Origin of the sequence: Chitiniphilus purpureus (genome assembly GCF_025642115.1) — a bacterium.
GTDB lineage: Bacteria > Pseudomonadota > Gammaproteobacteria > Burkholderiales > Chitinibacteraceae > Chitiniphilus > Chitiniphilus purpureus.
In genome coordinates, this window is record NZ_CP106753.1 from 1,189,919 (window position 1) to 1,211,451 (window position 21,533).

16 protein-coding genes are annotated in these 21,533 nt (G+C 60.0%); 9 read left to right on the forward strand and 7 right to left on the reverse strand.

The window, feature by feature from the left end; genetic code table 11:
• Positions 1–19 precede the first annotated feature (19 nt).
• The gene (locus N8I74_RS05125) at positions 20–1,897 is read right to left on the reverse strand and encodes an ADP-ribosylglycohydrolase family protein (protein WP_263125867.1); all 1,878 of its coding nucleotides are present in this window, start codon (positions 1,895–1,897) and stop codon (positions 20–22) included.
• 159 nt (positions 1,898–2,056) lie between these two features.
• On the opposite strand from N8I74_RS05125, the gene N8I74_RS05130 reads away from it, so the two are divergent.
• The 9 genes from N8I74_RS05130 (at position 2,057) to mcrC (ending at position 17,033) form a co-directional block, all read left to right on the forward strand.
• Positions 2,057–2,962, forward strand: a complete 906-nt coding sequence (locus N8I74_RS05130; protein ID WP_263125868.1) for a helix-turn-helix transcriptional regulator — start codon at positions 2,057–2,059, stop codon at positions 2,960–2,962.
• Positions 2,907–5,042: a RecQ family ATP-dependent DNA helicase gene (locus N8I74_RS05135; protein ID WP_263125869.1), complete on the forward strand. Its 2,136-nt coding sequence runs from the start codon at positions 2,907–2,909 to the stop codon at positions 5,040–5,042. The genes N8I74_RS05130 and N8I74_RS05135 overlap by 56 nt, the downstream gene beginning before the upstream one ends.
• Positions 5,039–6,439, forward strand: a complete 1,401-nt coding sequence (locus N8I74_RS05140) for a DNA-processing protein DprA (RefSeq protein ID WP_263125870.1) — start codon at positions 5,039–5,041, stop codon at positions 6,437–6,439. Before N8I74_RS05135 ends, N8I74_RS05140 begins: the two co-directional genes overlap by 4 nt.
• Before the next feature lie 65 nt (positions 6,440–6,504).
• The gene (locus N8I74_RS05145; protein WP_263125871.1) at positions 6,505–8,001 is read left to right on the forward strand and encodes a type I restriction-modification system subunit M; all 1,497 of its coding nucleotides are present in this window, start codon (positions 6,505–6,507) and stop codon (positions 7,999–8,001) included.
• Positions 7,998–9,512 carry a type I restriction-modification system subunit M gene (locus N8I74_RS05150; protein ID WP_263125873.1) on the forward strand — a complete coding sequence of 505 codons (1,515 nt, stop codon included), beginning with the start codon at positions 7,998–8,000 and terminating at the stop codon, positions 9,510–9,512. Before N8I74_RS05145 ends, N8I74_RS05150 begins: the two co-directional genes overlap by 4 nt.
• Positions 9,505–10,677: a restriction endonuclease subunit S gene (locus N8I74_RS05155; RefSeq protein WP_263125874.1), complete on the forward strand. Its 1,173-nt coding sequence runs from the start codon at positions 9,505–9,507 to the stop codon at positions 10,675–10,677. Before N8I74_RS05150 ends, N8I74_RS05155 begins: the two co-directional genes overlap by 8 nt.
• Positions 10,674–13,661 carry a type I restriction endonuclease subunit R gene (locus tag N8I74_RS05160; protein WP_263125875.1) on the forward strand — a complete coding sequence of 996 codons (2,988 nt, stop codon included), beginning with the start codon at positions 10,674–10,676 and terminating at the stop codon, positions 13,659–13,661. The genes N8I74_RS05155 and N8I74_RS05160 overlap by 4 nt, the downstream gene beginning before the upstream one ends.
• A gap of 10 nt (positions 13,662–13,671) precedes the next feature.
• Positions 13,672–15,894, forward strand: coding sequence for an AAA family ATPase (locus N8I74_RS05165; protein ID WP_263125876.1), 2,223 nt, complete (start codon positions 13,672–13,674; stop codon positions 15,892–15,894).
• The gene (mcrC, locus tag N8I74_RS05170) at positions 15,894–17,033 is read left to right on the forward strand and encodes a 5-methylcytosine-specific restriction endonuclease system specificity protein McrC (protein WP_263125877.1); all 1,140 of its coding nucleotides are present in this window, start codon (positions 15,894–15,896) and stop codon (positions 17,031–17,033) included. Before N8I74_RS05165 ends, mcrC begins: the two co-directional genes overlap by 1 nt.
• Here the strand turns inward: mcrC and N8I74_RS05175 are convergent.
• From N8I74_RS05175 to N8I74_RS05200, 6 genes are all read right to left on the reverse strand, one after another.
• A complete protein-coding gene (locus N8I74_RS05175) occupies positions 17,022–17,480 on the reverse strand; it encodes a lysozyme (protein ID WP_263125878.1) in 459 nt (152 codons plus the stop codon). The genes mcrC and N8I74_RS05175 overlap by 12 nt on opposite strands.
• Positions 17,477–17,953 carry a hypothetical protein gene (locus tag N8I74_RS05180; protein ID WP_263125879.1) on the reverse strand — a complete coding sequence of 159 codons (477 nt, stop codon included), beginning with the start codon at positions 17,951–17,953 and terminating at the stop codon, positions 17,477–17,479. Before N8I74_RS05180 ends, N8I74_RS05175 begins: the two co-directional genes overlap by 4 nt.
• On the reverse strand, positions 17,950–18,255 hold the full coding sequence (locus N8I74_RS05185) for a DUF6127 family protein (RefSeq protein ID WP_020200523.1): 306 nt from the start codon (positions 18,253–18,255) through the stop codon (positions 17,950–17,952). Before N8I74_RS05185 ends, N8I74_RS05180 begins: the two co-directional genes overlap by 4 nt.
• A gap of 65 nt (positions 18,256–18,320) precedes the next feature.
• Positions 18,321–18,671 (reverse strand): DUF2793 domain-containing protein, encoded by a 351-nt coding sequence (locus N8I74_RS05190; RefSeq protein ID WP_263125880.1) that lies wholly within the window; start codon positions 18,669–18,671, stop codon positions 18,321–18,323.
• 3 nt (positions 18,672–18,674) lie between these two features.
• On the reverse strand, positions 18,675–19,271 hold the full coding sequence (locus tag N8I74_RS05195; protein ID WP_263125881.1) for a glycosyltransferase family protein: 597 nt from the start codon (positions 19,269–19,271) through the stop codon (positions 18,675–18,677).
• Complete coding sequence (locus tag N8I74_RS05200; RefSeq protein ID WP_263125882.1) at positions 19,271–21,442, reverse strand: phage tail protein; 2,172 nt, start codon at positions 21,440–21,442, stop codon at positions 19,271–19,273. The genes N8I74_RS05195 and N8I74_RS05200 overlap by 1 nt, the downstream gene beginning before the upstream one ends.
• Positions 21,443–21,533: the final 91 nt, after the last annotated feature.

Below are 21,533 nucleotides of genomic sequence, written 5' to 3' on the forward strand. Positions count from 1 at the left end.
GATTTTTGCTTACTATCGATCAAAACCCTGGGTACTTCTGCCAGATCCGCTGATTCAACTCTTCGTTGTCGCTGTACTCGCCAATTGCCCAATCCTTGAATGCGTAAAGGTCTTCCGCCAATTCGGTGATGACGTCGCGCAGTTCCAGCGGCTCCAGCCACTCGGCAGGGATCGCCTTCACGCCGTGCATCGCGCCCAGCAGGTTGCCGACGATCGCTCCGGTCGAGTCGGAATCGCCATCGTGGTTCACGGCCAAGATCACGCCGTGTTTGAAATTGCGGGCGACCAGCGCGCAATAGATGGAAATAGCCAGAGCCTCCTCGGCGATCCAGCCCTGACCCTGCCGGTCTATGGCTTCTTCATGTGGCAAACCGGAATCGGCCAACTCCTCAGCCATCTCGATTGCCCGCAGCGTCTCTTCGTGACCGGGCTCGGCTCGCAGGAGGAGTTTTGCGGTGGCCAATGCCTCGCGTAGCGACGCGCCATCGGTCAGCGCCAGGATCAGCACCGCCAGCACACCACCGGTCAGGGCTCCGGTCGGGTGCCCATGGGTCAGCGCAGCCAATTCGGTACCGAGCCGGAAGGCGTCTTGGGGAGATTCGTACTGACGCAAGCGCCATGCGAACAACCCGACCGGTGCAACGCGCATGACGCCGCCGCAGCCCTTGCTGTCGTTGCGGGCCGGCTCCCCGAGCGAGTTCATTGCCCTCAGGGCCGATAGGCAGGTGTTGCCCGGTGCGCGACGACTGTGCAGCTGACGCTGCTGAAACAGCCAGCCAGGCTCATCGGTGCCGAAGTCGATGTCGCATGTCGGGCGTTCGCCCTGGGTTTGCAGCCAGCGCAAATAGGCGTGCGCCGTGACCCCGGAATAGGTCGTGATGCCTTTGAAGCAGCCGCGCACCCAGCCTCGGATCAACCCCTCGGCGGTGAACAAGGTCATCTGCGTGTCGTCGGTGATCGTTCCCATGCCGCCATAAGCCGGTGCGTACTGGGTGATTCCCTTCGGGCCGAAGCGACGGAGAATCTCGACGCGCTTCATGAACTCAACCGGTGCGCCCAGCGCATCTCCGACTGCGCCACCGAGTAGGCAGCCCAGAAACCGCCCCTGGACAGTGCGTTTTTGCTGGCGCTTGCTGCGCCAGGCCGGAGGTGCCGGTGTCTCGAATTCTTCCGCCGCACCCGCATCGGCAACAGGCTCCTCGTCCTCATGGCCGGACAATGTGTAGTAGACGCCCAACTCTGCGACTACGCGGGCGGCGGGTCGGGCGACAAGGTCCAGCTGCTTGCGCCACTCGGGCACATCGGAGCCGTCCCAACTGATGCCCAGACCTTTCTCCCAGTAGGACAGGTAGGCCTCGCCCCGCTCGGCGGCGTAGTGGTTGCCGTTGCCGGCAGAGCAGTCGAGCGCGTACTCCCAGTTGTTCTCGCGCATGCAGACACCGTGCTCAGGGTGAGGCACTTGCCCCAGCCCGATCAGGTATTCCGCGCTCTTGGCGTCCAACGGGCGAAACACGGCCACCCGCAAACGTCCATCGTCCCGGGCGGTGATAGCAGCGATCAGAGCATCGCCACGTTGGATGGTGACGAGTTTGCCGCCGAGATCCACGTGCCCGACCTCGAGCCACCAGTGGTCACCGGCCGCTGAAATGACGTCGCGGGCATCGGCGGGCGCCAACAGCTCGGCAAGTCGATCCATTCCGGGTTCGGCCTGCTGCCATTCGGCCTCCCCATCCCGGCTGCGCTGTTGTAGGCCATGCAGCATCACCGCCAGCGGCAGGCCCCCATTGTCGAGCACGGCTGACTTTAGATCGGCTGCCGGGATGGGATACGAGATATCCGGCAACCCGTAACGTGCCAGCGTCTCTGGCTTGAGGTGAAGCTCTGCGAAATTTTGCATGGCGCCCGTACCAATCCTTTTATCGCTGCGCCGCTTGTGGTTATCACAATACGATGCATATTCAAATCAAAATAGAGTCATGGACAGATTTTAGGGCGGACCATATACTTTCCGCAATAACCCGAACAAGCATTCGCTAACCCGAACGAGCCAGCCAGGATGTCAAACGAACAGCTTGCAGATCTAACCCAGCCACAGCGCGACCGGCTTGCGTTCGTGGAGTTGCGCGTGCGCTTCATCGGGGAGATACGCCGCCAGGACTTAGTAACGCGGTTTGGCACCCAGTCCGCCGCCGCATCCAGGGATCTGGCGCTGTACAAGGAGTTGGCCCCGGGCAACATCGACTATGACTCCAAGGGCAAGTCCTATGTCCTGGGGCTGGACTTCCGGCCCGTATTCGACTTTCCCCCGGAGCGGGTACTGTCGTGGCTGACCCAGGGCTTTGGCGATGGCGAACCGATGCGGCTCAAGGCGTGGGTGGCCAGCGAGAGCCCGTCACGGCTCACGTATCCGGATCTGGATGTGCTGGCGAGCGTGACCCGGGCGATTCACCAGGAGTGTCCGCTCGGCATCGAGTACCACTCCATCTCCAGTGGCCGCACGGAGCGGGAGATCGTGCCGTTTGCTCTGATCGACAACGGCCTGCGTTGGCACGTCCGCGCCTTCGACCGGAAGTCACAGGAGTTCCGGGATTTCGTCATCACCCGGATCAGGCGCGCTGCGGTACTCAAAGGGCAGCCAGTGGCACCCCAAGAGATGAGCGATCAAGACATTCAATGGACCCGGATCGTCGAGTTGGAGTTGGTGCCGCACCCGGATCAACCCCGGCCGGAGATCACCGAGATGGATTACGGCATACACGACGGCGTGCTGCGGATGAAGCTGCGCGCAGCCACTGCTGGATACATCCTGCGCAAGTGGAGCGTTGACTGCTCACCAGATCACAGTCTGCGCGGGCACGAATTCAGACTCTGGTTAAGAGATCACCTGGCGCTGTACGGCGTCAAAAATGCTGTCCTGGCTCCGGGCTATCGCTCGCCCGACCAAAGCAAGGGAGAACAATAACGTGGCCTACGATCCAAGACGCGCGCTGGAACTTCTTCGAATCGGTTCCGGACGTGCAGACGCAACCTTCCGTGATGGCCAAGAAGATGCCATTCGCCACATTGTCGAAGGCAAAGGCCGCTTGCTGGTCGTGCAGAAGACCGGATGGGGCAAGAGCTTTGTCTACTTCATCGCGACCAAATTGCTGCGGGAGACTGGAGCGGGCCCCGCGCTGCTGATCTCACCATTGCTGGCGCTGATGCGGAACCAGATCGCTGCGGCCGAGCGAATGGGAGTTCGCGCCGCCACGATCAACTCGGATAACCAGGATGAGTGGAAAGCGGTTGAAGCCAAGCTCCACCGGAATGAAGTTGACATTCTGTTGATAGCGCCAGAGAAACTGGGGAATGACTGGTTTAACACTGAGGTGCTGGCGGGAATCGCAGGGCAGATCTCGCTGATGGTTATCGATGAGGCCCATTGCATCTCAGATTGGGGTCACGACTTCCGTCCTCACTACCGATTGCTTGAGCGTATCGCCAGAACACTGCCGGCCAATCTGCGCCTGCTGGCAACAACGGCAACTGCAAACAACCGGGTTATGGAAGATCTTGTGGCTGTGCTGGGCCCGAATATGAAGGTACTGCGCGGTGACTTGAATCGAGATTCCTTGACGCTGCAAACTATGCGCTTGCCAAGTCAAGCTGTCCGAATGGCATGGATCGCACAGCAGCTCAACTCACTCCCAGGTCACGGCATCATTTACACCCTGACTATTCGCGATGCCAATCAACTGGCAGATTGGCTCAAGGCCAAGGGCTTTGCTGTAGAAGCATACACAGGCAAGACAGGTGATCGGCGTGAGGAGTTGGAGCAGGCGCTGCAAGAAAATCAGGTTAAGGCCCTTGTAGCGACCACCGCACTGGGTATGGGCTACGACAAGCCGGACCTCGCGTTCGTTATCCATTTTCAGATGCCTGGCTCAGTTGTCGCCTATTACCAGCAAGTTGGGCGAGCAGGCAGAGCTCTGAGATCTGCATATGGCGTGCTCCTGAGCGGCGATGAAGAAGAAGGGATTACGGATTGGTTTATCCGTAGTGCCTTCCCAACGCGCCAAGAGGTTGACGATGTCCTGGGAGCACTAAATGAAGCACCGGAAGGACTCTCAATACCTGAACTCATGACCTGCGTAAACATGAGCAAAGGGCGCATCGAGAAGACAATTACAGCACTCTCCCTCGAGTCGCCAGCACCGATTGCCAAGCAAAACACAAAATGGCAGCTCACTGCCGCCGAGCTTGTAGAAGGTTTTTGGGCAAGAGCAGACCGGCTCACCAAATTGAGACGTGCTGAACTCCAGCAAATGCAGGAGTACGTCGCTCGGCCTTTCGGGCAGCACATGGGCTTTCTGATTAATGCGCTTGATGGCGATTCCAGCACTGTGAGCCCACCTTCTTTGCCTGCGCTGTCAGAAGAAGTAGATGACTTGCTGATTCGGGAAGCCGAGGAATTTCTGTGTCGCACAAGCCTGCCTATCGAACCTCGCAAGAAATGGCCTGCGGGAGGGATGCCGCAGTACGGAATTCACACCGCGTCCACTATCCCGTATCAGGCACAACCCGGCAAAGCACTCTGCGTTTGGGGTGATGCCGGCTGGGGCAGTTTGGTTCGACAGGGCAAATACCACGATGGCCGCTTTTCTGACGAACTTATAACTGCGTGCGTGAAGATGATCGCTGAATGGAATCCGCAACCAGCCCCAACTTGGGTGACTTGTGTTCCTTCGCTTCGTCATCCCGACTTGGTACCGGACTTCGCTCAGCGCTTGGCTGCTGCGCTGGATTTACCGTTTCATATGGTCATCGCAAAAACGGATGCAAGACCCGAACAGAAAACGATGGCAAACAGTACCCAACAGGCGCGCAATATTGATGGCTCGCTCGCACTTAACGGCCAGCCTATCCTGCGCGGTCCGGTTCTCCTGATTGACGACATGGTCGACTCGCGGTGGACGCTGACAGTGTCTGCGTGGCTCCTCCGCAAGAACGGCAGTGGTGCTGTGTGGCCAATGGCCCTCTCACAGACGGGGCACGACGAATGACGCCAGCCCTCTCGCCCAACACACAAGCAATTCTGCTGCTGACAGCGCCACTTATTGCCGGACGTGGAAGTGCATCGCCCGATCTGCTCTCTCCCGGAGAATACAAGCGCCTTGCGCGTCATTTACGCGAGATTCAGCATCAGCCCGCTGATCTGGTTTCACCCGATGCGGCCGAGATCCTACGTGCATGCCAGCCGGTGATTGAGGAAGGCCGCCTGCAGCGGTTGCTGGGCCGCGGATTCTTGCTGAGCCAAGTGATTGAACGCTGGCAAGCACGTGCCATATGGGTGGTCAGCCGTGCCGATGCCGAGTATCCGCGTCGCCTGAAGGCTCGTCTTCGTGAAGATGCCCCAGCCGTGCTCTATGGCTGTGGCGACATGGCGTTGTTAGAAACCGGGGGACTTGCAGTCGTCGGATCGCGCCACGTAGACGATGCGTTGATTGACTACACCATGACCATCGGCCGATTGGCTGCTCGGGCTGGTAGCACACTGGTTTCCGGCGGCGCCAAGGGCATCGATCAGGCAGCCATGCGTGGCGCGCTTGAAGCAGGTGGGAAGGTCTGCGGAGTTCTAGCAGACAGTCTGGAAAAGACTACCATGAACCGCGAGCACCGCAACCTGCTGCTTGATGGCCAGTTGGTTCTGATCTCCCCTTACGACCCGAGCGCTGGCTTCAACGTCGGCAATGCGATGCAGCGGAACAAGCTGATTTACGCATTGGCCGATGCCTCACTCGTGGTGAGTTCTGATGTGAGTAAGGGAGGGACTTGGGCTGGCGCGGTGGAGCAACTCGACAAACTCAAGTTCGTTCCTGTCTTTGTTCGATCAACAGGCGAATCGTCCGCCGGACTAGATGCCCTGAGAAACAAAGGTGCGTTGCCTTGGCCAAATCCGCGAGACGTCGACGCTTTCGAAGAAGTATTCAACGTGCCTACACCGTTGGCAACGACCTCTCCACAGGTCGGCTTTTCGCTGTTTGACGGAACGGCAGTCGGCAGCACCACGCCAATGGCACCCAATGTACGCGACACCGAGGCGGGGCCCAAGGTTGAGAACGAACCATTCATACCTAGCGATGCTGATTCGGATACGCAACCGCCCGTCGTAGATTCCGAAGAGCCGCCAGCCGCCTCAAACGCGGTAACGCCAACAGGCGACACCACGGAGCAGCCGCAATCCGAAATGACTCCAGCCGAGTTGCTCTTTTCGGCTGTTCGGGCCTCGATCCAGACGCTTTTGTCCACTCCGATGAAGGAGGCCGAAGTGGCTACGGCGCTGGACGTCTCAAGCGCGCAGGCAAAGGCATGGCTGCAGCGTCTGGTCGACGAAGGCGTCTTGGAGAAACAGAAGAAGCCTGCAGGCTACATCGTCAAGCAGAAGCGGCTGTTCGAGTAACCAATGAATACCAATCAAAGACACAAGTCGCATTGCGACGGCATTGATATAGAAGGGCCAAGCGTTTGAGCGATCAACACATCACACTCAGCCAGCTCGAAGGTCACCTCTGGGAGTCAGCCAACATCCTGCGCGGCCCGGTGGATGCGGCTGACTTTAAGACCTACATCTTCCCGCTGCTGTTCTTCAAGCGAATCTGCGATGTCTGGGACGAGGAATACCAGGAGATCGTCGATGAGACTGGCGATGAGCAGCTGGCCTGGTTTCCCGAGTCGCACCGCTTCCAGATCCCGGAAGACTGTCACTGGAACGACGTTCGCACCAAGGCCAGCAATGTCGGGACGGCCCTTCAGCGCGCGATGCGCGAGATTGAGAAGGCCAACCCCGACACCCTTTACGGCGTGTTCGGCGATGCCCAGTGGTCGAACAAGGATCGGCTGTCTGATGCCTTGCTCAAGGACCTGATCGAGCACTTCTCCAAGCTGCCGTTTGGCAACAAGAACGTCAACTCGGATCTGCTTGGCGACGCCTACGAATACCTGATCAAGAAGTTTGCCGACGCCACCAACAAGAAGGCCGGCGAGTTCTACACCCCGCGCAGCGTCGTGCGGCTGATGATCGACATGCTCGATCCCAAAGAAGCCGAGACCATCTACGACCCGGCCTGCGGTACCGGCGGCATGTTGCTGGCCGCCGTGCAACACGTGAAGGAACAGCATGGCGACGTGAAGCGGCTGTGGGGCAAGCTGTACGGACAAGAGAAGAACCTCACCACCTCATCCATCGCGCGGATGAACCTGTTCCTTCACGGCATTGAAGACTTTCAGGTGGTGCGTGGCGACACCTTGCGTAACCCGGCCTTCTTCGAGGTCGATCGGCTGGCCACCTTCGACTGCGTGATCGCCAACCCCCCTTTCTCGCTGGAAAAGTGGGGCGAGGACCTGTGGCTGAACGATCCCTTCGGCCGCAACTTTGCTGGCCTACCACCCTCATCCAGCGGTGACTTCGCGTGGGTGCAGCACATGGTCAAGTCGATGGCCGACGTCAGCGGCCGGATGGCAGTGGTGTTGCCCCAGGGCGCACTGTTCCGCAAAGGTGTGGAAGGCAGCATCCGCCAGAAACTGCTGGAGATGGATCTGGTTGAGGCCGTGATCGGGTTGGCGCCCAACCTGTTCTACGGCACCGGCCTGGCCGCGTGCATCCTGGTCTTGCGCAAGCGCAAGCCGGCCAAACACAAGAAGAAGGTGCTGATCGCCGATGCGTCACGCCTGTTCCGCCGGGGGCGCGCGCAAAACTATCTGGAGCCCGAGCACGCCGCCGAGATCCTCGGCTGGTATCGCGGCTTTGCCGATGTGCAGGACGCGGTCTGCGTGGTCAGTCTCGACGAAATCAAGGCCGAGGACTGGACGCTGAACATTTCGCGCTACGTATTGCCACCGCTGCAGGAAGACATTCCTCCGTTGCCCGTCGCCATTGCAGCCTTCAAGGATGCACTGACCAACTGCCGCGAGGCAGAGGAACGACTCGCGCAGGTCATGACCGAAGGAGGATGGTTGAAATGAGCCGCATCAGCCAACAAGAACTCGAAGGCTACCTGTGGGGCGCCGCCGTGCTGCTGCGCGGCCTGATCGACGCGGGCGACTACAAGCAGTTCATCTTCCCGTTGCTGTTTTACAAGCGGGTGTCGGATGTGTGGGAAGAGGAATACCAAGCGGCCCTGGCCAACTCTAACGGCGACCTCTCCTATGCACAGTTCGCTGAAAACCATCGTTTCCAGATTCCCGCTGGCGCACACTGGAACGATGTGCGTCAAACGCCGAAGAACGTGGGCGCAGCCATTCAAAAAGCCATGCGCGCCATCGAGACGGCCAACCCAGATCTGCTCGATGGCATCTTCGGCGATGCCCCCTGGACCAACCGCGAGCGTCTGCCCGATGAAACGCTGAAGAACCTGATCGAGCACTTTTCGACCCGGACGCTGTCGGTGGCGAACGTGCCCGAAGACGAATTGGGCAACGCCTACGAGTACCTGATCAAGAAGTTCGCGGACGACTCCGGCCACACGGCGGCCGAGTTCTACACCAACCGCACCGTCGTGCACTTGATGACGCAACTTCTTGCACCTCAGGCGGGCGAGTCGATTTACGACCCCACGTGCGGAACCGGCGGCATGCTGATCTCGGCACTGGACGAAGTGAAGCGCTCCGGCGGTGAATACCGCACGCTCAAGCTCTACGGGCAGGAGCGCAACCTCATTACCTCGTCTATCGCTCGCATGAACCTGTTCCTGCATGGCGTGGAAGACTTCGAAATCATTCGGGGTGACACCCTGGCCGAACCAAAGCACATCGAGGGCGACCGTTTGCGCCAGTTCGATGTGATCCTGGCAAACCCGCCGTACTCCATCAAGCAGTGGAATCGCGAGGCCTGGAGCAGTGACAAGTGGGGCCGCAACTCGCTGGGCACTCCGCCGCAGGGCCGCGCCGATTACGCCTTCCAGCAGCACATCCTAACCAGCCTCACCGCCAAGGGGCGTAGTGCCGTGCTCTGGCCCCACGGCGTGCTGTTCCGTAATGAAGAACAGACCATGCGCGCCAAGATGGTCGAGCAGGACTGGGTTGAAGCCGTCATCGGCTTGGGGCCCAACCTGTTCTACAACTCCCCGATGGAGTCGTGCATCGTCATCTGCAACCGCAAGAAGGTCGCCGGTCGCAAGGGCAAGGTGATCTTCATCGACGCGGTGAACGAGGTCACCCGGGAACGGGCGCAAAGCTTTCTCAAGCCTGAGCACCAGCAGCGCATCCTTACCGCTTACAAGACGTTTGCCGATGTGCCCGGTTTCGCCAAGGTCGCCACCCTGGCCGAAATCAGCGCCAATGCGGGCAACCTCTCGATCCCGCTGTACGTGAAGCGCATTGCCGCCGCCATCGCCACCGACAGCAACGGTGACGCGGTATCGCTGTTCTCTGCATGGGACCAATGGCAAACGGATGGCCGCGCGTTCTGGCAACAGATGGACGCGCTGGTGGAAACGCTGGATGGACTGATTACGGAGGACATCGAGCGTGTCTGACAAGAACAATAAAACCCTGAAGCCCGGCTGGCGTCGGGTGAAATTCGGCGACGTGGTGCGCCTCTCGAAAGCCCGCAGCCAAGATCCGTTGGCCGATGGCATTGAACGCTACGTCGGTCTGGAACATCTCGAGCCAGGTGATTTGCGCATCCGCAGTTGGGGCAGCGTCGCTGACGGCGTGACCTTTACCAGCGTGTTTCAACCTGGACAGGTGCTGTTCGGCAAGCGACGCGCTTACCAGCGCAAGGTGGCTGTGGCGGATTTCTCTGGGGTGTGCTCCGGTGACATCTATGTGTTGGAGACCAAGGACGCACAGGTTTTGCTGCCGGAGCTGCTGCCCTTCATTTGCCAGACCGATGCCTTTTTTGATCACGCGGTGGGCACATCAGCTGGCTCGTTGAGCCCCCGCACCAACTGGACGAGTTTGGCGGACTTTGATTTTCCCCTTGCTCCTGTAGACGAACAGTCGAGACTTGTTGACGCCTTCCAAGCACTTGAACGAACCGGTGAAGCGCATCGAAGAGTGGGAGATATAGCCGACCAGCTTGTTCGCTCATTGCTTTCCGACGTACTGAATAGAGAATGGCCTGTTGTCGAACTTGGCTCAGTTGTTCAGGGAACACAGTACGGACTTTCAATCAACGCTGGATCGGACGGTCAATATCCGATGCTTCGAATGATGAATATTGAAGATGGTCTTTGCGTCGAGAACGACATCAAGTATGTGGACCTCAACGATAAAGACTTCGATGCATACCGGCTCATCCACGGCGATGTGCTTTTTAACCGTACCAACAGCTATGAGTTGGTGGGCCGAACAGGTGTTTACGAACTCAATGGCGATCACGTATTCGCTTCGTACCTGGTGCGAATCAAGACAGACACGGAAAAATTAGAGCCAAAGTTCCTCACGCTGTACCTGAACTCCGATTTTGGGCGCCGACAGGTACTCGCCTATGCGACTAAAGCCGTGAGCCAGGCAAACGTGAACGCCAGCAATTTACTCCGAGTCCGTCTGCCGCTGCCGCCACTGGATGTGCAACAACAGTTGCTGGATGAGATAGCGAAAGCAAAGTTTGCGGGAAAGGCAGCGATGGAACGCCGTACTTCTTCAGAGGCGATGAAAAAGCAGTTGTTCGCAGAGATCACGGGGGACGCAAGGTGAGTTCTTTCAACGAATCAAATACCGTCGAAGCCTACGTCCGCGATTTGCTTGCCGGTCCGATCAAAACTGTCCCGGCCAACACCGCCCAGGAACCGCAAGTCAGCTACGGCCCCAAGGGCATCGGCTGGCGCTACGCCGCCCCGGCTGAGGTGCCGCGCCAGATTCAGGAGGTGCTGGTTGAACCCTGGGTGCGTGAAGCGCTGATCCGCCTGAACCCGGAGATTGCTGCTCAGCCCGACCGCGCCGATGAAGTGCTCTACAAGCTGCGCGCCATCGTGCTGTCGGTGCGCTCGGATGGTCTGATCCGCGCCAACGAGGAAATGACCGCCTGGATGCGTGGCGAGCGCTCGATGCCCTTCGGCCCCAACAACGAGCATGTGCCGGTGCGGCTGATCGACCTGGATGACCTCGCGCAGAACCAGTACATCGTCACCCAACAGTACACCTACCGTGCTGGCCCTACCGAACGCCGGGCTGATCTGGTGCTGTTGGTGAATGGTTTGCCGCTGGTACTGATCGAGGCCAAGACGCCGGTAAAGAAGTGCATCAGCTGGGTCGATGGCGCGGTACAGGTGCACGACGACTATGAGAAGTTCGTGCCGGAGCTGTTCGTTTGCAACGTGTTCTCTGTGGCCACCGAGGGCAAGGCCTACCACTATGGTTCCATCGGCCTTCCCGTCAAGGACTGGGGACCGTGGCATCTGGATGGCAATGGGGAGGATGGTCAGCACCACCCGCTGAAGTCGCTCAAGCTGTCCGCTGAGAGCATGTTGCGCCCGCATGTGGTGCTGGACATCCTCGGCAGCTTCACCCTATTCGCCACCAACAAGAAGAAGCAGCGCATCAAGATCATTTGCCGCTACCAGCAGTTTGAAGCGGCCAATAAGCTCGTCGAGCGCGTGCTGGCGGGTTACCCCAGGAAAGGACTGATCTGGCACTTCCAGGGTTCGGGCAAGTCACTGCTGATGGTGTTTGCCGCGCAGAAGCTGCGCATGCACTCAGGATTGAAGAATCCCACCGTGCTGATCGTTGTGGACCGGATCGATCTCGACAGCCAGATCACGGGTACGTTCACCGGAGCGGACATTCCCAATCTGGAAAAGGCGGACAGCCGCGAGAAGCTGCAGCAGCTGCTGGCGCAAGACGTGCGCAAGATCATCATCACCACGATCTTTAAGTTCGGCGAGGCCACGGGCAGTCTGAACGACCGCAGCAACATCATCGCGTTAGTAGATGAGGCCCACCGCACCCAGGAAGGCGACCTCGGTCGCAAAATGCGTGAGGCCCTGCCCAATGCATTTCTGTTCGGCCTGACCGGCACGCCGATCAACCGTGCCGACCGAAACACCTTCTACGCCTTCGGCGCCGACGAAGACGAGAAGGGCTACATGAGCAGGTACGGCTTCGAGGAGTCGATCCGTGACGGCGCCACGCTGAAGCTGCACTTCGAGCCCCGGCTGATTGACCTGCACATCGACAAGGCGGCGCTGGACGCCGCGTACAAAGATCTGACCGGCGGCCTGTCGGATCTGGACAAGGACAACCTCGCCAAGACCGCAGCCAAGATGGCCGTGCTGGTGAAGACGCCCGAGCGTATCCGCAAGATCTGCGAGGACATCGTCGAGCACTATCAGACCAAGGTGGAACCCAACGGCTTTAAGGGGCAGATCGTCACCTTCGACCGGGAATCCTGCCTGCTATTCAAGGCCGAGTTGGACAAGTTGCTGCCGCCCGAGGCCACGGACATCGTCATGTCGGTGCAGGCGGCGGACAAGAAGGAACATCCAGAGTACGTGCCTTACGACCGAAGCCGCGACGAAGAAGAGCGACTGCTGGATCGCTTCCGCGACCCGGCCGACCCGCTGAAGCTGATCATCGTCACGGCCAAGCTGCTGACCGGCTTCGACGCGCCGATCTTGCAGGCCATGTACCTGGACAAGCCGCTGCGTGACCACACGCTGCTGCAGGCCATCTGCCGAGTGAACCGCACTTACTCCGAGCAGAAGACCCACGGCTTGATCGTGGACTATCTCGGCATCTTCGATGACGTGGCGGCAGCGCTGGAGTTCGACGACCAGAGCGTCAAGCAGGTGGTCAGCAACATCCAGGAGCTGAAGGACAAGCTGCCCGAAGCCATGCAGAAATGTCTGGCCTTCTTCACTGGCTGTGATCGCACTCTGCAAGGTTATGAGGGCCTGATCGCTGCACAACAGTGCCTGCCCAACAATGAGGTGCGAGACAACTTCGCCGCCGAGTACAGCGTGCTCAACAAGATCTGGGAGGCGCTTTCACCGGACACCGTTCTGGGCCCGTTCGAGAAGGACTACAAGTGGTTGTCGCAGGTGTACCAGTCGGTGCAGCCGTCCAGTGGCCACGGCAAGCTGATCTGGCATTCGCTGGGCGCTAAGACCATTGAGCTGATTCACCAGAACGTGCATGTCGACGCGGTGCGGGATGACCTCGACACCTTGGTGCTGGACGCTGATCTGCTGGAAGCGGTGCTGTCGAACCCAGACCCGAAGAAGGCCAAGGAGATCGAGATCAAGCTCAAGCGCCGACTGCGCGGGCATGGCGGTCACCCCAAGTTCAAGAAGTTGTCGGAACGGCTCGATGCGCTGAAGGACCGCTTCGAGTCCGGTCAGATCAACAGCGTCGAGTTTCTGAAGCAGTTGCTGGAGATCGCCAAGGAAACGCTGCAGGCCGAGAAGGAGCTCCCGCCCGAAGAGGACGAGGATCGCGGCAAGGCTGCGCTGACCGAGTTGTTCAACGAGGTCAAGACTTCTGAGACGCCCATCATGGTCGAACGCGTGGTCACGGACATCGACGAGATCGTGCGACTGGTCCGCTTCCCGGGCTGGCAAGGGACTCAGGCCGGTGAGCGTGAGGTCAAGAAGGCACTGCGCAAGGCCCTCTTCAAATACAAGCTGCATGCGGATGAAGAGCTGTTCGAGAAGGCCTACAGCTATATCCGGCAGTATTACTAAGAGAGCACGCATGGACGAGAAGAAGAACAACCCATCCTCCGGCACCACCTGGTTCGTCGGCGCAAGCTATGGAGGCACCGATGACCAGATGCCGCGTTTCCTGAAGGAAGGTATTTGGGAGAACGGCTACGACGACAAGCTTCTCGACATGGTGCGAGCCATGCAGCCGGGCGAGCGAATTGCCATCAAGGCGGCCTACACACGCAAGCATGGTCTGCCCTTTGATAACCGAGGGCGTACGGTTTCAGTAATGGGGATCAAGGCGGTTGGCACGATCACCGAGAACCCAAACGACGGCAAGCGGGTGAAAGTTGACTGGGCCAAAGCCGAGCCTGTACGAGAATGGTATTTCTATACTCACCGGGGAACGATCTGGCGCGTGCAACCGGGTGACTGGATGAACGATGCCCTGATCGCCTTCGCGTTTGAAGGCAAGCCGCAAGATTTGGATCGCTTCCGAAATGAACCTTTCTGGCGCGAGCGCTTCGGTACGGTGGCACCTGAAAAACAGCGGTTCCAGTGGACGGACTTTTACGAAGCCGTCGCCGAAAAACTTCTCGATCACGCCCAAGACAGATCCGCACTCATCGCAGGCATCCATCAAATCGCTACGCGGGTTCAGGGCCTGAGCTATTTGCAGGACAAGTTTCCTGACGGCACCAGCGGACCACTGCAGGATATTTGTCCATTCACCGTGATGGGCACCTTCAACCGTTCGATGACCGATGCCAATCGTAAGACCATCGCGGGCGAGTTGGCCAAACTGCTGGGTGTGACGGTTCCGGTGCCACCTTCATTCGAGGGCATTCCCGTTCTGAACAATCAGCGCTCGTGGTTTTTTGCCTATGCAGAGAAGCGTGGCGCAGGCGACATTGATGCCCTGTGGGATGTGTTTGCCGCCGCCAGCAAGTTGGTGGAAAGCGATCAACCCGAGGGCCGCGACACATTCATCCGGGCCTACGATGCCGCGACTCAGGTATGGGGCGTGGCATGGAATCTTTCAACCGGCCTCTACTGGACGCACCCTTGGGATTTCTTGACTCTTGACAGCCAGTCGCGTCACTACATCAACAAGCGACTTGGTCTTAATGTTGCCACCAGCGGCCAGCAGGGGCCTTGCGATGCTCGCAGCTATTTGAAGCTGCTGGACGATTTGCGTGCGCGCTTCGGTGAAGATAGTTATCCGGTACATAGCTTCCCGGATTTGTCGCTGGCGTCATGGATGTATAAAGACCCTGCCGACGAACCGCCGCCCCTTGATGAAGCCGGTGCCGACGTAGCTGCCGAGCAAGCCTCCGTCGGCGAAGTGCGCGAGGCGTTTCAGGTGGCGGCACCCATCATTCCGTACTTCGTCGATGACATCCTCAAGGATGGCTGCTTCCTTGATCGTACCGAAATTGATCTACTGCTCGACCGTCTGCGCACCAAGAAAAACATGATCCTGCAGGGTCCTCCGGGTACCGGCAAGACTTGGCTGGCCAAGCGGCTGGCGTTTGCATTGATCGGACAGAAGGACGACAGCAAAATTCGGGCGGTGCAATTCCACCCGAATCTGTCCTACGAAGATTTTGTGCGTGGCTGGCGTCCGACTGGTGAGGGCAAATTGTCCCTTGCGGATGGGGTGTTCATGGAAGCCATCAAGGCTGCTCGCAAGGAGCCGTCATCCAAGTTCGTCGTCGTGATTGAGGAGATCAACCGTGGCAATCCAGCCCAGATCTTCGGCGAGTTGCTGACGTTGTTGGAGGCTGGAAAACGTACGCCCAGCGAGGCGCTTGAGTTGTGCTACCCGGATGCCGATGGCGTGCGACGGCCGGTTCATATCCCCGAGAACCTTTATGTCATCGGCACGATGAACATTGCCGACCGTTCGCTGGCGCTGGTGGATTTGGCGCTGCGCCGTCGATTTGCATTCGTCGGGCTGGAGCCGAGACTGGGCTCGGTTTGGCGAGAGTGGGTGGTCAAGTCGTGCGGCGTTGATGCAGCGCTCGTAATCGAAATCGAACAGCGGATTGCCGACCTGAATGAGCGCATCGCTTCAGATGCTCGGCTTGGCAAGCAGTTCCGGATCGGCCACAGCTACGTGACACCGGTACATCGTTTGGAATCCGGAGATACCAAAAAATGGTTCCGGCAGGTGGTTGAGACGGAGATCGGTCCGCTGCTGGAAGAATATTGGTTTGATACGCCTGGCGAAGCACAGAAGGCGACCACGCAGCTGATGCAGGGATGGTAATGAAGGCAGCCCAGCAGACAAGGGAAGAAGAGCTGACAGATACGCCTTGTTTTGTCGGGCGCATCCCGGTACGTAACCTTTGGCTGCTGATGCTGTATGCGTCAGATCTGTTCCGCACACGTGGCATTGGGATGGTTGGTCTGGAAGATAGCCCAGACGATTTGCCTGACCTGATTGCCGAGATTCTGGCCCACGCGGTAGAAGTTCGGCAGCGCCGTCGTCTGAGCTTGGGTTACCGCTCGCGTGAGGCAGCGCTGAACCGGGTACGAGGCCGCATAGATGTACTGGCTACTGAACGCCGTCAGCTTTTGGATCGCGGCATGGTGGCGTGTCGCTTCGACGAGCTGACCATCGACACCCCTCGAAACCGCTTTGTGCGAGCAGCACTGGAAGCCATTTCCAGAATCGTGCAACGGCAGGATGTTGCCCACCGCTGCCGCGCTCTGGCCGGTAGCATGAAGGCGCAGGGAGTCTCAGGTGAACCGCCAACTCGCGCTCAAATGAGCACAGATCGCTTCGGGCGGCACGATGCGGACGACCGTCTCATGGTGGCCGCTGCAAAACTAGCATTTGAACTGACTCTCCCAACCGAGGCATCTGGCGCAAATGTGCTTACGCTGCCGGATCGTGAGGCAACTTGGGTTCGCCGCCTGTTCGAGCGTGCGATAGGTGGCTTTTATGATGTAGTGCTGAGTCCGCAGGGATGGCAGGTGAAATGCGGTGGAACGCTGGGTTGGCAAATCTCGCAGAAGACCACCGGGATCGACATCATCTTGCCCACGATGCGAACCGACGTGGTACTCGATCATCCGATCACGGGGCGTCGGATCGTGATCGACACCAAGTTCACGTCCATCGTGACGAACGGCTGGTATCGCGAAGAAACGCTGCGTAGCGGCTACGTCTACCAGATCTACGCATACCTGCGCTCGCAGGTAGGGCGCGGCGATGCGCTTGCGGATTTTGCCAGCGGATTGTTGTTGCATCCAGCAATCGGCCAGATGGTCGATGAGACGGCGGTGATCCAAGGACACCCTGTGCGGTTTGCCACAGTGGATCTGACAACAACGCCAGCGGAAATCCGAGAGCAGCTGTTGCGGTTTTCCGAACCAACGTTGCTGTCTGCTTCACAGCAATAGAGACACTTCTGCCTCTCGCCGAGTCACCAGACCGGGCAGCACTTTCCCGCCGCCATAGACCCATCGGCGCAGTTCACTCGCGGCGGCAGGCCAGTCCCGCTGATTGATCCGCCGTCGCAGCGTTGATGTCTGCAGCCGCCCCGCGCCAAGGTTAAACGTGAAGTCGACGATGGCAGCGAGCCGCCCCTCTGGCTCAGTGGCCAGCACTGGGCAGAAGCGCAGCGTCGCCGCCAGTGCAGTCTGCAGATCGCGCGCCAGATAGACCTCAGCCTCTGCCTCCGTGATCGGCGGGTGCTTGGGATCGCAGAGATGACCGTACCCAATCGTCCAGAACCCTGCTGGGCAGATATAGGGAACGGCAGTGATCTCGATTCCGCGTTTCACCTTGCGCTCGAATCCCTCAAAGCGCTTGGCCAGTTCGATAGCCGCTTTGGGCACCTCAATCACGGCCGCACCCGGTCAAACACCCGCCCGAGGAACCAGAAGTTCAGCACTCCGGCCCACAGCGCCTGATCGGCCTCTGTCCATGCGTGGAGGATGGCCGTGCCCCAGCCAGCGCCTGCAGTCACGGCTGCTGCGAATGCCGCTGTCTTGGCGGCGCAGTACAAGGCCATGAACCAGTAGGTGATGACGGGACGCACGCTAATCGACAAGGCATCTGCCCAGCGCACGCCGGTTTTCTCGCCCTGCGTGCGAACGGCTTCGCGCAGGGTTTCGATGGCCCCGACATTCCACGCGGCATCGGCACCCGCGCCGATTTCCGACATCCGTTGTGCACCGCGAATCTTCTCGAACTCCAGCGCTTTGTCCTGCATCGCCAGTTCGTGGCCACGCTCGCCCTTGCGGTCGAGCCACTTGAGGATTTCAGGGGCGAGACGGAAGGCCCCACCGAGGAGGCCGCCAAGCAGAGTCTCGATCATTGCGGCCCTCCCATCAGTTTGAGTTTGATAGCGGCACCGACCAACAGCGCGGCCAGGATGCCGGTGGTGATGACCTTGACGGTGGTCTGCCACGCCGTGCGACGGGCATCGCGCCAGGCTTCCAGCAGGTCGCGCAGTTCGCGGATGTCACGGGCGGCGTGGCCGTTTTCCAGGCCAAGGTGGGTCAGGACACGCTCGGCTCCGCGTTCAGCGGCGCGGTCCAGCAGTTCGTCGAAGTCCTCGCGGCGCAAGAGGAGCATGTTCTCGACGAGCGCAGGCTGTTGTTGTTCGGGTTCGGTCATTGCGGTCTCCAGAAATGCGAAACCCGCCTCGTGGGCGGGTTTCTGGTGGGTACGAAGATGGGAAGTCAGATGGCGATGCCAGCGCTCCAGCCGGTGGACTTGTAGGCCGAGAGCTTGGCCTCGTCCTCGATGTAGCAAAGCCAGCCGATCTTGGGCGAGTGGTACTCCCAGGCATCGGCAATGCGCACCGCGATCTGGTTGGTTTTTCCGGCCCACACGCCCGTGGCAGCCGCAGGCACGATGTAGCGGTCGCCGTTGGTGGGGCTGGTAGGTGGCGTGGTCAAGTCGCGGTCTTTCACGGACAGGCCGACCACAGCGCCGAGGCGCTTGAGGTTGACATCCATGCCAGTGTCCCAGCCGCTCTCGCCGAGCGTCCAGCCGTAGTTGAGTCCAAGGTTCGGGTCGGTCGATGACATGGTCTATCTCCAGAGGTTCGATGCTTGGCGAATGCGCCGGACTGCTTCCGGATCACCGGTTCGGTGGCTTTGCTGCGGATGTTGTCGCCAATGCCGCCCGACGATGGGCAGGTACAGCACGCCGCCGCGCTTGGCTACAAGCAGGGTCAGCAGCCAGTCGGCGAAGTTGTTGAGGTCGGTAGTTTCCTTGAGCACGGCTTCGACGACGGTTCGACGCATCACGATCAGGCCGTGCACGTGGCTGGCGCTGTTGGCGTGTTGCCAACGGCTGTAGGCCAGACGCCGCACGGCGATGTCCTGGCCCTTTTCGTCGGTCAGTGCTTCGTCGGTGTAGGCCATCACGGCCTGCGGGCAGGCATCCAGCGCATCGGCCAGTTGTGTGAAGGCACTGGCTTCGTACAAATCGTCGGGATCGACAAAGGACACCAGCGGCAGCGTGCCTTGTGCATAGCCTGCCGCGCGTGCCTCGCCGATACGCCCCGGAATGCCGGGCAAAACGTGCAACTGGATCGGTGCGTCCTCGAGGCTGGCGATGCAGGCATCACGCCATTCGACAAGCTCGTTCAGGGTGAGCAGATGAACATCGATGCGCGGCTCCATCACACACCTCCCCAATACTGTCCCCAGCGCAGGCCGTAGCCCGCGCGATCCATGACCCGCACCTGCGGCTGCCAGCTACTCAAACCATCGCGCTCGGCACTGATCTCCACCGTGATGCGGTCGCCCAGCGCACCGGCATCCAGCGCGGCAACTGCTGCCGTCCAGATGTAGGCGGTGCCGAGCAGCCCCGTCTCGTTACGAACCAGCACGTTGTTGCGATTGCGGATGTGCACCGTGTAGGTCACGCCCAGTTCTGGCCCGATATCGCCCTCGTCTTGCTGCACGATGTAGGCTGTCTGCTGAGTGCGGTCGCGATGTGCCCACGCGACGTTGAGATCACCGGCCACAATGGCAGGCTCTGTCTGGCCATTGAGGCGGATACGACCGGGTGGATACGGCAAAGCCTGCCGACCAGCCAGCACCATCGGCTGCCCATTGGCGGCCAACACAGGATCGCCCTGATCGGTCGAAGTGCGAGGAATCGCGCCCACGAACACCGATTCGCCCGGGGCCCGCTCCGCACCTTCGGATGCCAGCCATTCGCCGACACCGATCAACCGAGTCCCCGAGGCATGTGCTTGGGGTGTGGTGTCGAGCACGCCGCGTGCGAGATCGATGGTCGCGTTGGCAGCATCGAAGGCCAGGACGGCAACGGCCTCTGCAATTGCCCCACTGGCGGCCATCAGATACGCGTAGTCGCCCTCGGCCAGTCGCTCCGGCTGGCTGATGGCCGTCACCGGCACACCGATGGCATCGACCTCGCTGGCAGGCAAGGCTGCATCGAGCGTCAACAGTGGTGCGTAGTCTTCGCCCACCACGGCAGTGAGGTCTCCGCCCGACGCGCCGGTAGCCAGTTGCCAATTCAATTGCCCGGTGCCACCGGCGGCGGCCAGCGCACCGAGATAGGTGTCCGTATCGGTCAGGTAGGCTAGATCTGCACGCGACAAACGCCGGGCCAGTTCCCAATACGGCACCTCGACGGCCAGCACCAAGGCGGGCGGCAACGGTTCGATGGTCGGCTCCTCGACGTGCGGTGGCGGGGGCGACAGCACGGTGTTGCTCATCCCGAACACATCTTCCATGGCTTCGATGCGCCACTCGGCCGTTCCCAAGGTGCCGGTGTCGATGCCGGTGACGCGCACCACCATCTGATCAACACCCAAGCGCGGCCAGTTCAGCAGAAATACATCACCCGGCAGCGGCGCACGCTCCAGCGTGTCGCGTGCCACCGTCAGACTCATCCGTGCCAACGGCGAACCCAAGGCGCGCAGGTCACGCAAGGCCAGCCGCGCGGCCAGTGGCCCGTAGTTAACGCCCGGGTAGTCGCGGCGTTGATTGATCACGCCGCCCTGCAACTGGATGGCGGCCAGATTCTCGACCGTGACGGCAGCATCACCGCCGGTCTGCCAGTCGGTGTAGACCACGGTCAGTTCATTGGGCAGTTCGCCCCACTGGGCACGTTCGAATCGTTCCAGCCGCACAATTTCGTCAGGCCCCAACTGCGGTAGGCTGTCGATCCAATAGTCGTCGCGCAGCAGCTTGAGCTCAAACGTGCCTTGCTCCGGGTCGGTGTAGAGGATGCCTCCAATGTGGTCGATGACCTGGCCGATGAAGCTCTCGATGGGCTGCTGGCGCGTCCAGATCAGATTGAGGCCGAAGCCCTCGCTCGACAGGGCCCACGCTGCGTTCCAGAAACTCCAGCCGATGGTGCTCTGCGGATAGCCCATGCCCCAGTGCGGATCGGTGAGGCACTGCACCAGGATGTGCGCCGGGTTCATGCCGACGCTGATTTCCTGGCCTTCGTCCTCATCCCAGGTGCGGACTTCGGCATTCCATTCCATCCACGGCGCATCGAACCAACCCGCTGTGAAGCGCCGAACGCGCACCGCCCACGGTTTGATGTAGGGGTTGTTGGCCGCGAACAGGATCTTGCGTGCCACCAAGGACAGCACGCCCCGAAATGCCGGAATGGAACTGCCGAGGCGACTCATCAGGTAGTCGTTGCGTCCTTGTCCGGCATGACCAGAAAGCACATCGATGGTGCCGACCACGCCGCCTTCGCGCTCGTCGCCGCCAAACAGCGTGGGCTTGTTGATCGAGAGGCTGGTCAGCCCATGCCCGTTGGACAGCGGCGCGCGGTCGGCATCCCCCCACGCGGTACGGTCGCCCATCTGGATTTCCTGCACGGCATCAACGGGCCCCTGGCACAAGACCAGATGCAGTCCCATCCGGTAGCGGTAGCCAACGGTTTGCGATTTGCTG